General features: G+C 66.7%; 14 protein-coding genes. 7 read left to right on the forward strand and 7 right to left on the reverse strand.

Annotated features, from left to right (window positions below; all coding sequences use genetic code 11):
- The first annotated feature begins 18 nt into the window (after positions 1-18).
- Positions 19-381 (forward strand): group I truncated hemoglobin, encoded by a 363-nt coding sequence (locus tag AC4JJG_RS17090; protein ID WP_495400443.1) that lies wholly within the window; start codon positions 19-21, stop codon positions 379-381.
- On the opposite strand, the gene AC4JJG_RS17095 is transcribed toward AC4JJG_RS17090, so the two are convergent.
- Positions 378-1,022: a CE1759 family FMN reductase gene (locus AC4JJG_RS17095; protein WP_495400444.1), complete on the reverse strand. Its 645-nt coding sequence runs from the start codon at positions 1,020-1,022 to the stop codon at positions 378-380. The genes AC4JJG_RS17090 and AC4JJG_RS17095 overlap by 4 nt on opposite strands.
- Complete coding sequence (locus tag AC4JJG_RS17100; RefSeq protein ID WP_495400525.1) at positions 1,019-2,143, reverse strand: LLM class flavin-dependent oxidoreductase; 1,125 nt, start codon at positions 2,141-2,143, stop codon at positions 1,019-1,021. The genes AC4JJG_RS17095 and AC4JJG_RS17100 overlap by 4 nt, the downstream gene beginning before the upstream one ends.
- A 200-nt stretch (positions 2,144-2,343) precedes the next feature.
- Between AC4JJG_RS17100 and AC4JJG_RS17105 the strand changes: the two genes are divergently transcribed.
- The 4 genes from AC4JJG_RS17105 to pheT all read left to right on the forward strand — a co-directional run bounded on the left by AC4JJG_RS17105 (position 2,344) and on the right by pheT (position 8,076).
- Positions 2,344-3,684 carry an acyltransferase family protein gene (locus tag AC4JJG_RS17105; RefSeq protein WP_495400445.1) on the forward strand — a complete coding sequence of 447 codons (1,341 nt, stop codon included), beginning with the start codon at positions 2,344-2,346 and terminating at the stop codon, positions 3,682-3,684.
- Positions 3,685-3,703: 19 nt separating this feature from the next.
- Complete coding sequence (locus AC4JJG_RS17110; protein ID WP_495400446.1) at positions 3,704-4,300, forward strand: cysteine hydrolase family protein; 597 nt, start codon at positions 3,704-3,706, stop codon at positions 4,298-4,300.
- Between the two features lie 182 nt (positions 4,301-4,482).
- On the forward strand, positions 4,483-5,547 hold the full coding sequence (pheS, locus tag AC4JJG_RS17115) for a phenylalanine--tRNA ligase subunit alpha (protein WP_495400447.1): 1,065 nt from the start codon (positions 4,483-4,485) through the stop codon (positions 5,545-5,547).
- Between the two features lie 54 nt (positions 5,548-5,601).
- Positions 5,602-8,076: a phenylalanine--tRNA ligase subunit beta gene (gene pheT / locus AC4JJG_RS17120; protein ID WP_495400448.1), complete on the forward strand. Its 2,475-nt coding sequence runs from the start codon at positions 5,602-5,604 to the stop codon at positions 8,074-8,076.
- 11 nt (positions 8,077-8,087) lie between these two features.
- On the opposite strand, the gene AC4JJG_RS17125 is transcribed toward pheT, so the two are convergent.
- Positions 8,088-9,275 carry a PucR family transcriptional regulator gene (locus tag AC4JJG_RS17125; RefSeq protein ID WP_495400449.1) on the reverse strand — a complete coding sequence of 396 codons (1,188 nt, stop codon included), beginning with the start codon at positions 9,273-9,275 and terminating at the stop codon, positions 8,088-8,090.
- A gap of 199 nt (positions 9,276-9,474) precedes the next feature.
- Here AC4JJG_RS17125 and AC4JJG_RS17130 point away from each other — a divergent pair, with 199 nt between their 5' ends.
- Positions 9,475-10,089 (forward strand): DUF1269 domain-containing protein, encoded by a 615-nt coding sequence (locus AC4JJG_RS17130; RefSeq protein WP_495400450.1) that lies wholly within the window; start codon positions 9,475-9,477, stop codon positions 10,087-10,089.
- A gap of 15 nt (positions 10,090-10,104) precedes the next feature.
- On the opposite strand, the gene AC4JJG_RS17135 is transcribed toward AC4JJG_RS17130, so the two are convergent.
- Positions 10,105-11,304: a PucR family transcriptional regulator gene (locus AC4JJG_RS17135; RefSeq protein WP_495400451.1), complete on the reverse strand. Its 1,200-nt coding sequence runs from the start codon at positions 11,302-11,304 to the stop codon at positions 10,105-10,107.
- A 9-nt stretch (positions 11,305-11,313) separates the two neighbouring features.
- A complete protein-coding gene (locus AC4JJG_RS17140; protein ID WP_495400452.1) occupies positions 11,314-11,709 on the reverse strand; it encodes a DUF5313 domain-containing protein in 396 nt (131 codons plus the stop codon).
- Positions 11,710-11,912: 203 nt separating this feature from the next.
- Between AC4JJG_RS17140 and AC4JJG_RS17145 the strand changes: the two genes are divergently transcribed.
- The gene (locus AC4JJG_RS17145; RefSeq protein ID WP_495400453.1) at positions 11,913-12,263 is read left to right on the forward strand and encodes a DUF488 domain-containing protein; all 351 of its coding nucleotides are present in this window, start codon (positions 11,913-11,915) and stop codon (positions 12,261-12,263) included.
- A gap of 14 nt (positions 12,264-12,277) precedes the next feature.
- Here the strand turns inward: AC4JJG_RS17145 and AC4JJG_RS17150 are convergent, their stop codons facing one another.
- Both AC4JJG_RS17150 and AC4JJG_RS17155 read right to left on the reverse strand, forming a co-directional pair.
- Positions 12,278-13,810, reverse strand: coding sequence for an MFS transporter (locus AC4JJG_RS17150; RefSeq protein WP_495400454.1), 1,533 nt, complete (start codon positions 13,808-13,810; stop codon positions 12,278-12,280).
- On the reverse strand, positions 13,803-14,375 hold the full coding sequence (locus tag AC4JJG_RS17155) for a TetR/AcrR family transcriptional regulator (RefSeq protein WP_495400455.1): 573 nt from the start codon (positions 14,373-14,375) through the stop codon (positions 13,803-13,805). The genes AC4JJG_RS17150 and AC4JJG_RS17155 overlap by 8 nt, the downstream gene beginning before the upstream one ends.
- Positions 14,376-14,426: the final 51 nt, after the last annotated feature.

Here is a 14,426-nt window from a genome sequence, read left to right on the forward strand (position 1 = left end):
CTTCCGACCATCGATGGCATGACCATTTATGACGAAATCGGTGGGGCGGATGCCGTTGCGGCTGCCGTCGACAATTTCTATGAACGGGTCCTGGCCGACCCGGAACTGACGCACTACTTCAGTGACGTCGACCTGAAGAAGCTGTACGGGCATCAACGCGCCTTCATCGGTGCGGCCCTCGGCGGTCCGGCCGGCTACTCCGGTCGCGGGATGGGGCAGGCCCACGCACGTCTCGGCATCACGCCCGCACACTTCGACGCGGTGGTCGGTCACCTGGTGGCGACACTCACCGAACTCGGTGTGCCCGGCCCGACGATCGCGGCGATCGGCGCAACGCTGGCACCACTGAAGAGCGAGATCGTCAGCGAACTCTCCGCCTAGAGATCGCGGTCGGAGATCGCGCTTCCGGCAGACGATTTCGGCGGCGTGAGTCCTCCGAGCAGACTCTGCATCTGCGACATCTCGTCCGCACCCTCGACGAACTTCTCCCGCGACCCGCACGAGGAGATGAGACGGGTGAAGTCGGCCGCCGCCTTGTCGATACGTGTGCTGAGCGACGACGCGCCGAGGCCGCCGAAGTCGTCCGTCGCGGCGTAGACCGCGGTCGGCGACACGAGAGCGTGAAGGTAGGAGAACATCGGGCGCAGAGCATGTTCGAGCACCAGCGAGTGTCGTTCGGTGCCGCCGGTCGCCCCGATCAGAACGGGGATGTCCTGCAGCGTGCCCTCGGGCAGGACGTCGAAGAACGACTTGAAGAGGCCGCTGAAGGACGCGTTGAACGCCGGCGTCACCGCGATCAGCCCGTCCGCCTCGGACAGGGTCGCGAAGATCGATTCCAGTTCGGCGGAACGGATGCCGGTGAGCATCAGGTCCATGATGGCGCGGCCGTGCTTACGCAGGTCGACGACCGGGAACTCGGCGTCGGGCAGATCACGTCGTGCCGCAGCGACCAAGCGGTCCGCGAGGAGACGGGTCGACGACGGTTCGCGGATTCCGCCGGAGATCACCGGGATCGTGGTCATGAGTCGGCCTCCGATGTGTCGGGTGTATCCGTCGCCTGTTCGTCGGCACGGTCTTTCGCCGCGACGAGCGATGCGTGGGTGGGTGCGTCGGGTACGTCGGCGGGACGTCCGATCGCGAACTCCTTGCGGAGAACGGGAACGACCTCCTCACCGAGCAGGTCGAGCTGTTCGAGCACGGTCTTGAGCGGCAGGCCCGCGTGGTCGACGAGGAAGAGTTGCCTCTGATAGTTCCCGGCATAGTCGCGGAAACTCAGTGTGCGGTCGATGATCTCCTGCGGCGAGCCCACGGTCAGCGGGGTCTGCGCCATGAAGTCCTCCAGCGACGGACCGTGACCGTAGACGGGAGCATTGTCGAAGTACGGGCGGAACTCATTGATCGCGTCCTGACTGTTCTTGCGCATGAAGATCTGCCCGCCGAGCCCGACGATGGCCTGCTCGGGTGTGCCGTGTCCGTAGTGCGCGTACCGCTCCCGATAGAGGTTCACCATCTTTTCGGTGTGCGACGACGGCCAGAAGATGTGGTTGGCGAAGAAGCCGTCGCCGTAGAACGCGGCGAGTTCGGCGATCTCGGGAGAGCGAATCGAACCGTGCCAGACGAACGGCGGAACACCGTCGAGCGGTTGCGGGGCCAGCGTGAATCCCTGGAGCGGCGTCCGGTATTTGCCACTCCAGTTGACAACATCCTCATCCCACACCGCACGGAGCAGCGAGTAGTTCTCGACGGTCAGGGGGATCGCGGCGCGAATGTCCTTGCCGAACCAGGGATAGACCGGTCCGGTGTTGCCGCGGCCGAGCATGATGTCGACGCGTCCATCGGTGAGATGCTGCAGCACATCGAAGTCCTCGGCGATCTTCACCGGATCGTTGGTGGTGATCAGGGTGGTCGACGTGGAGAGAAGCAGACGCTCGGTCTGGGCAGCGATGAATGCGAGCAGTGTTGTCGGCGAGGAGGGCACGAACGGCGGGTTGTGGTGCTCGCCGGTGGCGAAGACGTCGAGACCCACCTCGTCGGCCTTCTTGGCGATCTCCACGGTGGCCTTGATGCGATCGTGTTCGCTCGGTGTCCGGCCGGTGGTCGGGTCCGTCGTGACGTCGCCGACCGTGAAGATTCCGAATTGCATACCGCTCATAGATGTCCGCTCCTGAGTTGTCGCTCGCACAAGCACGTCCACGTCATCGTCGCACGAGATCTCGCCGGTTTCCGTGCGATGGCCGCACCCGAAAGTCTGTGACTGATCAAGCGTTTCGGGTGGCATTGCCGATGCCGTCCAGGTAATTCTGCTCATGCCGCGACGACCGTCGAGGTCAGACACTCATCGGCATGTCCATCAGAACACTTCCGCCGCCCTCCGTCCTCGATGCACTCGCCGTGGAGCGCGATCGCGTGATCGACCTGGTGCGCATCGTGTCGCTCGTCGTCGTGATCGCCGGTCATTCCCTGATGCTGACGGTCACGGTCGGCGACGGGTCCATCGAACTGGGCAACCTGCTCGCGAATCATCCAGCCCTGCAGGCGATGACGTGGGTATTCCAGGTGATGCCGCTGTTCTTCTTCGCCGGTGCGGCCGCAGCCGTGTACGGACTGGGGCGTGATCCCGCGGCCTCGCGTGCGCCGGGGCATTGGCTGTTCACGCGCGCGCAGAGGTTGATCCGGCCGGTGTTCTGGTATCTGGTCGCGGTCGTCGGTGTGCTGGTGCTTCTGCGCACGTTCGCCTCACCGGTCGTCGTGGACGTGGTGGCTCGACTCTCGGTGCAGCTGCTGTGGTTCCTCGGCGCCTATCTGCTGGTGCTGTCGGTGATCCCGGTGCTGCACCGGATGTCGACGCGGGGAAGTGCTCTGGGAGCGCTGGCGGCCGCACTGATGGCGACGGCGGTGATCGATGGGGTCCGGCTGCACGGCGGACCGCAGTGGCTGGGGATGCTGAACTTTCTCACGGTCTGGGCGGTGCCCGCGATAGTCGGTGTCGCCTACGCGAAGCGACTGATCGGGTGTCGCCTCGCCGCAGCGCTGAGTATGGGTGCGCTGATCGTCGATGTGCTGCTCGTGGTCGTCGGACCGTATGAGGTATCGCTGGTGACCGTTCCGGGACAACAGATCTCGAACATGTCGCCGCCGAGTCTGCTTCTCGCCGGGCACGCGGTCGTCCTGTGTGGGCTCGTCATCGCGGGCAGTCGCGTGCTTACTCGGTGGGCATCCCGGCCACGCGTCTGGTGGTGGACGGTCTTCGGGAACAGCGGGGCGATGACGCTGTACCTGTGGCATCTTCCCGTGCTCGCGGGCGTCGTGGTGGCCGGCCAGGAGGCCGGTTTCGGCCGGGACGGTGCGGGCACATCGGGCCACCTCGTCACGATCGTGGTGCAGACCGGACTGGTGATGGCATTGATGGTTCCGGTGCTCGCCGTCCTGTCCGGCCTGGAGAACGGGCGGCTCGCGTGGTGGGACGACCGGCTGGCGATGCGTGCGCCACGATATCGGGACGGGTTGGTGTTCGGTGCCGTGGTGGTGGCCGGGATCGGCGTGCTGATGGTCGCGCGATGCGGGCTCAGCGGCGCGGGGTGGTGCTGGCTGGCCGTCGTCGGCGGGGTTCTGCTCGTGGGCCGGGCGATCGCGGCAACCGCGGTGGACGTACCTGGCCGAATGGCCAGTGGTGCGCGGGTCTGATCGGTGCTTACGTGGAGCCATGAGCGATCATCCGACGTTGCGTGCCCTCTCCGGACTGCCCACCGATCCCGCGGGGCTCGCGGATTCGGCCCTCATCCTCATCGACTGCCAGAACACCTATACGCAGGGTGTGATGGAACTCGACGGTGTGCAGGCCGCACTCGACGAGACGGCCGAGATCCTCGACCGCGCACGCACGGCCGGGCGCCCCGTCATCCACATTCAGCACGACGCGGGGGTCGGCTCGCCCTACGACGTGACCGCGGAGATCGGGGCCATCATCGACCGGGTCGCGCCACGCGACGGTGAGCCGGTGGTGGTGAAGAACTTTCCGAATTCCTTCGTCGGCACCGAGCTCGACGATCTGCTGAAGGCGCAGAACCTGAACAGCCTGGTCCTCACCGGATTCATGACCCACATGTGTGTGAACTCGACCGCACGCGGCGCATTCAACCTGGGATACGCACCGACAGTCGTCGCCTCGGCAACCGCGACGCGGCCCCTGACCGGACTCGGTGACGAGGTGCCGTCGTCGAGCGTTCAGGCCGCGAGCCTCGCAGCCATGGCGGATCTGTTCGCGGTGGTCGTCCCGAATGGTTCCGCGGTGCCGGACTGAGCCGAGCGAACACGTCGTTCCGTCCGCTCGGGCGGACGAGCCGCGTCCCAGGCGATTCCGGATTGGGGCGCGTACCTGCGGAATAGCGTGGGTTCGTGGTCGTCTAGGCTGGTAGGCGGCGTCTGAAGTCCTTCGGGCGCCGACCGATCCCGCCTTCGACCCGCCCGAGGAGAACGCCGACCGTGGCCAGCCCTTCAGACGATCAGCCGGCGACCCCGGCCTCACTGGCACCGCAGGATCTCGACGCGGCCGCGGCGGCCGCGATCGCCGCATTCGACGACGCCGCCGACCTCGACGCCCTCGCGGCGGCGAAGACCGCGCACCTGGGTGACAAGTCGCCCATCGCGCTGGCCCGTCGTGCACTCGGAGACCTGCCCAAGGAGGAACGGTCCGCCGCGGGCAAGCTCGTCAACGAGGTACGCGGACGGGTCACCGCCGCTTTCGGCGCGCGCACCGAAGCGCTGCACGCCGAACGTGACGCTGCGGTGCTGGAGGCCGAAACCGTCGATGTCACGCTGCCCAGCGGACGCAGGCGTGTCGGCGCGCGTCACCCGATCACCGTGATCTCCGAACAGGTCGCCGACGTGTTCGTGGGCATGGGCTGGGAGATCGCGGAGGGCCCCGAGGTCGAGACCGAACACCACAACTTCGACGCCCTGAACTTCCTGCCCGATCATCCGGCCCGCTCGATGCAGGACACGTTCTACGTCGCACCCGAGGGATCCCGGCAGGTGTTGCGTACACACACGTCACCGGTGCAGGTGCGCACGATGCTGTCCCGTGATGTGCCGATCTATGTCGCGTGCCCGGGCCGCACCTTCCGCACCGATGAACTCGACGCCACCCACACCCCGGTCTTCCATCAGATCGAGGGGCTCGCCGTGGACAAGGGGCTGACGCTGGCCAACCTGCGCGGCACGCTCGAGGTGTTCGCCAAGGCGCTCTTCGGACCCGAGACGACCACTCGCATGCGGGCCAGCTACTTCCCGTTCACCGAACCCTCCGCCGAGGTCGATGTCTGGTTCCCTGCCAAGAAGGGCGGCGCCGGCTGGGTGGAGTGGGGCGGTTGCGGCATGGTGAACCCGAATGTGTTGCGCGCCAGCGGAATCGATCCCGAGGTGTATTCGGGTTTCGCGTTCGGTATGGGACTTGAGCGCACCCTGCAATTCCGCAATGACATCTCTGACATGCGCGACATGGTCGAGGGTGATATCCGCTTCAGCCTGCCGTTCGGCCCGGCCGCCTGAGCCTCACCCCGCCGACATCCCTCTCACAGAGACGAACCGAAGGAAGTAATCACCATGCGTGCCCCACAGTCCTGGTACACCGAGGTGCTCCGGCAGGGCGACCCGCAGTGGTCGGCATCGACCGATGAGATCGACGCGGCCTTCGTCCGGGTCGGGTTCGAGATCGAGGACATCGACCGGTTCCCGGAGATCACCGGGCCCCTGGTCGTCGGACGCGTCGAGACCATCGAGGAACTCACCGAATTCAAGAAGCCCATTCGGTTCTGCACGGTCGAGGTGGGGGAGACCGAGCCGCGCGGAATCGTCTGCGGGGCAAGGAATTTCTCCGAAGGTGACCTGATCGTCGCGGCACTGCCCGGCGTGGTGCTGCCCGGCCCCTTCGAGATCGCCTCGCGCAAGACCTACGGACGGGTCTCCGACGGCATGATCTGCTCGGTCTCCGAACTCGGCATCGGCGCCGACCACAGCGGGATCCTCGTGCTCGCCCCGGGCACGGCGGAGCCCGGAGCGGACGCACGCGAGGTCCTCGGACTCGATGACGCGGCGATCGACGTCAACGTCACTCCCGACCGTGGCTACGCCTTCTCGGTCCGGGGACTCGGCCGGGAACTGGCGGGGAGTTTCGACGTGCCGTTCGTCGATCCCGGTGCGGGCACCGAAGCCCTCGCCGCGGACGCCGGCGAGGCCTGGCCGGTGGCCATCGACGAGGCCTCCGGAGCCACCCGGTACACAGCGCGGATTCTCGAGGGATTCGACGTCGACGCCCCGTTGCCGTGGTGGATGCAGAAACGACTGCTGGTCGCCGGCATCCGCCCGATCTCGGCGATCGTCGACGTCACGAACTACGTGATGATCGAACTCGGGCAGCCCCTGCACGCCTTCGACGCCGACAAGGTGTCGGGGACGGTGCGGGTCCGCAACGCGACGGCCGGCGAGAAGCTGGTCACCCTGGACGGTGTCGAGCGCACACTCGACGCCGAGGACGTGGTAATCGCCGACGACAACGGGCCGATTGCCCTCGCCGGAGTGATGGGCGGTGCCGCGACGGAGGTCGGTGACTCGACGACCCGGGTGCTGCTGGAATCGGCCACCTTCGATCCGGTACGTGTGTTCCGGACCGGCAAGCGCCACAAGCTCACGTCGGAGGCCGCCAAGCGTTTCGAACGCACCGTGGACCCCGAGATCACGGTCGTCGCCTCCGATCGGGCCGCGCGACTCATCCTCGACATCGCCGGTGGCCGCGTCGCCTCCCCGCTCGGCGAGGCGCGCGTCGCGACACCGCCGATCCCGTCGATCACCATCGCCGCCGACGAACCCGACCGTGTCGCCGGCATCGGCTATCCGGAGGGCACCACGGCCGCCCGTCTGCGTGAGGTCGGCTGCACCGTGTCGGGTACCGATCCGCTCGAGGTCACGCCGGCATCGTGGCGACCGGATCTGCGCCAGCGGGCCGACCTCGTCGAGGAGGTCCTGCGCCTCGAGGGGCTGGAGCACATTCCGGCCGTCGTCCCGGCCGCTCCGGGCGGCACCGGCCTCACCGCCGCGCAGTTGCGCCGCCGCAGCATCGGCCGCACCCTCGCGCTCGACGGCTACGTCGAGGTCCTGCCGTACCCGTTCATGCCCGCCGGAGCGCTCGATCAGCTCGATCTGCCTGCCGACGACGAGCGCCGGAAAACGGTCACGGTCCTCAACCCGTTGGAGTCCGACCGGCCGGAACTCAACACGACTCTGCTGCCCGGCCTGTTCGAGATGGCCGCGCGCAATATCGCACGGGGACAACGAGACCTGGCGTTGTACACCATCGGCCAGGTGGTGCTCGCCGGTGACAACGTCGAATCCGTCGAGGCGCTCGACGTGACCCGTAGGCCGACGGACGAGGAGATCGCGACTCTCGACGCCTCGCTGCCTCGCCAGCCGCTGCGGGTCGCGGTGGTCCTGACCGGACTGCGTGAGCCCGCCGGCCCCTGGGGGCAGGGCCGTCCCGCCGACTATCTGGACGCCTTCGAGGCCGCCCGCACCATCGGACGCGCTGCCGGGGTGACGATCGAGCTGTCCGCCGACGATCACCGGCCATGGCATCCCGGCCGGTGTGCGCGGCTGACCGTGAACGGCGAGACCGTCGGCTACGCGGGCGAACTGCACCCGGCAGTGCTGGAGCGCACGAACCTGCCGAAGCGGACGTGCGCCGTCGAGATCGAGGTCGACCGACTCCCGCTCGACACGTCGCTGCCCGCGCCGTCGGTATCCCCGTATCCCGCTGTGCTGCAGGACGTTGCGGTCGTGGTGGCCGACACCGTGCCGGCGGCCGACGTCGAGGCTGCGCTGCGGTCCGGGGCAGGCGATCTGCTGGAAGGTATCGACCTGTTCGACGTGTTCACCGGCGATCAGGTCGGGGACGGACAGAAGTCGCTGACCTTCGCTCTCCGGTTCCGGGCCGCCGATCGAACTCTGACCGAGGACGAGGCCAGCGAGGCGAAACTCGCGGCGGTAGCGCACGCGGGTGAGGCCGTCGGCGCGCGACTGCGCTGATCGTCGCGACGTCAGCGATGGCGTCGGCGTGCGGCGTCGAATCGCGCGGCCAGCGTGAGTTCGGTGGCACCCCGCGGGCTGCGCACCGATCGGCCGGTGAGGCTTTCCAGCCTGTTCAGGCGGTAGCGGACGGTCCCCGGGTGCCGGAAGACGGCAGCGGCAGCCCGATCGACGGAACCGCCGTTGTCCAGCCACGCGAGAAATGTGTCGATCAGGTCCGCCCGGTTCTCCGGCGCCAGATCGTCGAGGCCGCTCAGGCTGCGGCCGGCGAGTAGTCCCATGATGTCCGGCGGGATCGCGGATACCGCGGATTCGGTGATGCGTGAACCGAAAAGCCGTGCAGGCGAGTCGGCGGTGGCCGTCGAACTCGCGAGCCACGCCAGGCGCCAGCCGCGAGCGATCTCGGCGGCCGGAATCATCGGACTCACGCCGCTGCGGGCGTCCGGATAGCCCGCGAGCACATCCAGCAGGTCGTCGACGTCGCCGGGTGTGTCGACGGTGACGACGCCGACGAGTTGATGTGTGTCGAGATTCCATGCGGCAGGCAGATTCCGGCCGCGGAGCCGCCGGGAGATATCCGGTAGTGGGTGTGCGCCCTCGGCGGTGGTAGCGGTTGTCACCACACACACCTGATCGGGTGGTCGCAGTCCGACGGCGGCCAAGGTGTCGTCGAGTGACTCGGCGGGTGATTTGCCCGGCGGTGCGCTTTCCGCCCGGACCAGCAAACGGACGGCTGCGGCGACGCGGGCTCCGCGATCCAGCATGGTCGCGGTGCGCCGGGCGCGGTGTGCTTCGGTGACCGCGTCGCCGGTGATCCGTGCCGCGCGCCAGAGAATACCGGCAATCTCGATGACGGAGGCGGCGTCGGTGCCCGCGACTCGTGCGGCGTCCACCACGTGTCTCCAGTCGCAGTCCGAGGCGATCCACAGCGCGGATTGCACCGAGGCGAGCGGGATGTCGGCATCGGCCGTCGTGCGGCCGAGCCAGGCCGCGTCGCGGGCGATCACCTCGTCGTCGCGGCCGTCGGGACCGGGGGCCGACAGCCATCTGCGGACGATATCTGCCAGCGGGGCGGAGTCGGCCTGCGCACCGAAGGTCTCGTCGACCTGGTAGAGGGTGGCACCGATGCGGGCATCCGCTGTCATCGTGAGCAGGCCTCCGAGGAGTTGAGCCGCGCCATCGTGATCGTCGGAGTCCATACCCCGACGATAAGGCCCACGGCCGGGTTCGTCCTGTCGTCCGAAAGGCGTTGTCGGAGGGACCAAAAAAGTGCGGATTTCTTGATCACCGGCACGATGACCGGCTCGACCGGTGTCCATAGCGTGGCAATTGATCGGTTGCCGATGGCATGGCAGGCGATCTCAAAAGCGTTCGGAATCACGGAGATTGGAGAACGACATGTCGGAGTTCGTCACCACGATCAGCTTCCCGCAGAACAGCATCACCTATGAGGCCTACAGCAACCTCCGCAACAGCAGTGGTCCGCTGGGCATTGTGAGCATGGCGCTGGTGGAGCGGGACGAGAAGGGGAATGTGGGAATCGTCGAAGCCTACGATTCCGACGACGGCGGCGCCATGATGGGCGGCTCATTGATCGGCATGCTCATCGGAGTCCTCGGCGGACCGCTCGGCATGCTGTTGGGGATGTCCGTGGGCGCCCTCGGTGGCTCGCTGGTCGAGGCCGATCGGGACGAGCACACCGACGACGTCATCTCCGAGTTCGCGAAGGCGATCCCGGTCGGCCGGAACGCCATTGTCGCGCAGACCACCGAACCGGACACCGCTGCTCTCGACGCCCTGGTGGAAAAGTCGGGCGGCACGATCATCCGTGAGTCGCTCAATGATGTCGTCGCCGAACTCGAAGCTCAGCACGAGGCGGCCAAGGATGCCGCGAAAGCTGCTCGAAAGGCCATGTGGGACAAGCGTAAAGAGGACTTCGACAGCGACGTGTCGAAGCGTATCGAGAAGCTGAAGTCGTCGCTGGGGCTCGCGCGAAAGGGCGACTCGAAGTAGAGCCCGCGGCGTAGGTCACAACTCGGGCGGACGCAGATCCCGGCGCGCGCGGAGGCTTCGGCTCACAAAGGTCAGGTCCGCGACGTCGCCGGGATTCTGAAGGCTGCGGCCGGTCAGCTCTTCCAGTTTCCGCAGCCGGTAACGCACCGTGTTCGGGTGCCGGCCTACTCGTCGCGCGGTCCGCTCGGAGGACCCGTCGCAGTCGACCCACGCGAGGAAGGTGTCGGTGATCTGCGTCCGGCCGGGTTCGGGATGTTGCAGAACCCGCCGGAGCGCGGTGTCGGCGAGAAGTCGCAGGACATCGGGTGGCGTCGCAGCGGCCGCCGCCCGGATCGGGTCGTCGCCGAACCTGATGACGGGATCGTCGCCCGTGGCGTACAGCGCGAGCCACGCCAGATTCCAGGCCTGGGGAATCTCGAGCGGGGACACCGGATGACTCAGGCCGACGCTGCCCCCGAGATCGGTCATGGCGGCGCGCAGGGAACTGTTGTCATCCTCGGTGGACAATGCGACGATGCCGGCCAGAACATCACCGATCCGATGCCAGGCGGACGGGAGTGATCGCTGCTGCAGGAGATCCGCGCAGTCCTCTGCCGAGTGATGCCCGTGTTCATCGTCGATCGCGACGACGCAGATGGCCTGCGTCGGACCGAGTCCGATGGCGGCCAGCGACGCGAAGGTGGTGTCCGGATCCGGAAGTGATTGTGTCAGCAGTGATCTCCACCGATTGGCACACTCGGCCGTACGTTCGACGGCACGCTCCGCGGTGACCTGACGATACGCGTCCACCACGCTGAAGTTCATGGCACGAGCAGTTCGCCACATCAGGCCGGACATCTCGATCAGCTGGTCATCGCCGACATCGTGTTCGTCGGCCTTGTCGACGACGTGGCGCCAATTCGTCTCGAAGGCGACCGACAACACCATCTGAAGGTCCGGTAGCGGAATATCGGCTGCTGCGCTTCGCGTTCCGAGGCTGGTCAACGGAGTCATGTCGATTGCGCGTTCCGACAGTAGGTCGTCGCAGAGCGATTGATCGATGGGTTCGAACCACGCCGCGAGCAGGTCACGGGAACTCTCGTGTTCGAGGTCGAAAGCGTCGACGGTGCGGCGCACCGCACCCAGGGCCGTCGCGCGTCGTGTGTCGGCACCGTCGAGCAGAAGGGACGCCAGCAAGGTGCTCGAGCGCATGTCGCCCACGTCCACGGTGCTCATCGGTCGTGACTATCGGCGGGGAGCGTTACCGCGGTACTTGCGGTGATACTCCTCGTACATGTCCGCATTGCGTTCGCGCTCGACCTTGTTGACGAGATCGGGATCGAGTCCGTGCTGGGCGAGCCGGTGGCGCCGGTACACGCGATTCAGCGCGATCGAGAAGAAGACATACGGGATCAGGATCGGGATCGTCATATTGAGCCGGACGACCCAGTCCGCCGGAAAGAAGAGCAGTGGGATGAGGATCAGGATGCAGGGGATCGCCCATCGGAGGACCATGCGGATGGTTGCGCCCGGCCCGGCGAGGTCGTTGGCCACCCAGCGCTTCATCGAGTCCGGCAGACGAGCGCCGTAGATGTAGCGAATGTATTGAAACCCCTTGGGGCGCTGCTCGTTATCGCTCATCGTCGGTGTCCTTTGCCCGAATCGCCTGCTATGCGGTGTCCATCGATTGTCCATGACGCCGTCGCCGATGTCCGGCCGGGTAATCAATAGCGCACGATCAAATATAGCACTACTCGTTAGTGGTGACGGGTGCGCTGCACCACATCGGCGCTGGTGCCGGAGTGCGGTTACCGTGGGTTTCGAGATACCAGGAGGTGTTAGCGATGACCGACTTCGTCACCAAACGGATCTATGAACCGGCGTCGCCCGATGACGGATATCGGGTCCTCGTGGACCGGCTGTGGCCTCGCGGGGTCAGCAAAGAACGCGCTGACCTGAACGAGTGGTGCAAAGACGTCGCACCGAGCACCGAGTTGCGCAAGTGGTTCGGGCATGTCCCGGAACGATTCCCGCAATTCGTGAAGCGCTATCGGGCCGAACTCGAGGCGAACCCCGATCTTCCCGGACTGATCGACTCGTGGGACACACACCCGAAAGTCACACTGCTCTACGGTGCTCGCGACGAGAAGCACAACGAAGCCGTCGTCCTGCAGGAGTATCTGGCGGACCGCTAGCTGCAATGGCGGTATCAGTGTTGCTGTGCGGTGATGTCCGTGCCCCGCGGGGTCAGCAGAAATACTCCGACGGCGACGAGCACCATCACGACCCCGCCGATCAGGCTCGTGTCGCGCAGACTGTCGGTGAACGCCGAGGTGGCTGCGTTCGCCAGGTGTGGGGCGCGAAGTGTCTCGGCGATACTGACCGCCGATCCGAGGGATTCCTCGGCGGCGGAGCGCACGGTGTCCGGCACGCCGGGAAGGTGCGCGTCCGCGACGGTCCACCGGTAGATCACCGACGCAATGCTGCCGAGGATCGCCACTCCCAGCACGTTGCCGAGGTCGTACGAGGTCTCCTCGAGTGCGGCCGCGTTGCCCGCCTTGTCGTCCGGCGTGCCGGACATGATCATCGCCGACGCGATCGCCAGTGAACCGATGCCGACTCCCACGAGTGCCTGCGAGCCCGCGACGTGCGGGAAGGACAGATCACCCGACCCGAGGTACAGCGTTGCCATGCCGACACCGGCGACAGCCACGCCACCCGCGAGGACGATGCGTGCACCGCACCATCGGGCGAGCGGCGCAGCGGCCAGCGACGCCACGATCGCGGAACCCGCGACAGGGAGCAGGCGTAGGCCGGCCTGGATGGGTGAGTGTCCCTCGACCAATTGCAGCCACTGTGCGAGCAGCAGCAACGCGGCGGCGAGGGCGAACATCGAACCGAGCGCGGCGAGGATGCCCGCGCTGAACGACCGGCGGCGGAACAGGTGGACGTCGAGGAGTGGGTCGGGTCGTTTCAGGCATCGAATCACGAAGGCGCTGAGGATCAGTACTGCCAGACCGAGTGCCACCCACGCCGCTGGGGCGGCGATCGACGTCTCCTTCGCGAAACGTTTGATCGACCAGACCAGAGCGAACATGCCCGCCATCGACATCGCGGCGCCGAGCCAATCCCAGCGCCCGGGCTGCGGATGTTTCGACTCCGGCAGGATGAGGAACCCGGCCACCAGTGCGATCACCATGAGTGGAACATTCACGAAGAATGCCGCACGCCAAGAGAAGTACTCCAGCAGTACACCACCGACGATCGGTCCCACCGCGGCACCGAGACCGGAGACCGCGGCCCAGAGGCCCAGCGCGGTGGCACGTTCCGCCGGATCCGTGAAGATGCTGCGCAGCAACGACAATGTGGTGGGCATGATCATCGCGCCACCGATGCCCAGCAATGCGCGGAGCGCGATCACCGCACCGGGGGAGTCGGCGAACAACACGACGGCGGAGACTCCACCGAAGACCGCAAAGCCGGTGAGCAGCATCCGCTTTCGCCCCCACCGATCACCCAGCGAACTCATCGAGAGCAGCGACCCCGCGAGGACCAACGAATAGATGTCGACGATCCACAGGAGCTGGCCCGAGGACGGGCGCAGATCGCCAGCGAGATCGGGGATCGCGACGTTGAGGATCGTCAGATCGACGGTGATCACCAGCAGGCTGGCCGACAGCACCGCGGCTGACGCCCATCGCCGCCGGAACGAGAGGCCGTTGTCGTGGATCGTGTCAGTCATCGGCTGCTCCTGGGCGCGCCAGCGTGCGGAATGCTTCGGTGAGGTCGTCGATGGACGTGGGGGAGTCGTGGAGTGCGGAATGCATGGCGACACCGTCGAGATAGGCGGCAAGGGTCCGGGCAGGACGAGCCCCCACGAGTGGGGTCAGCAGTTCGGTCACGCCGTCCGTCCAGCGCGTCGCGAGTCCTCGGAGCGACGGATCGAACAAGGCTGCCGACGACACGGCCAGGTCGGCGCGCACGATGTCGCCGTCGGTCAGGTACTCGTGAAAGGCCCGGGCACACGGCTCGGGCTCGGCCCCGAACTCGTCGAGAACGGCTGCGACGTCCTGCAATCCGGCCTCGATGGTCTCCGCCAAGTGATTCATCGCGGCCCCGCGCAGATCGTCGAGGGTGGCGAAGTACTGGGTCGTCGAACCGAGCGACACGTCGGCACGCTGGGCAACCAGCCGGTGCGTCAGCCGCGACGATCCGTTCTCGGTGATGAGCGCTGCTGCCGCTTCGATGATCGACTGGCGCCGCTGCTCAGGATCGCGCCGACGGCGGGTCGGTGTGGGTGTGGCCACGGAGAACCTTCCTGTACAGACGTACATGTACATTTGTACAGAAACTTGGCC

The organism is Gordonia sp. B8661-1, assembly GCF_059427765.1.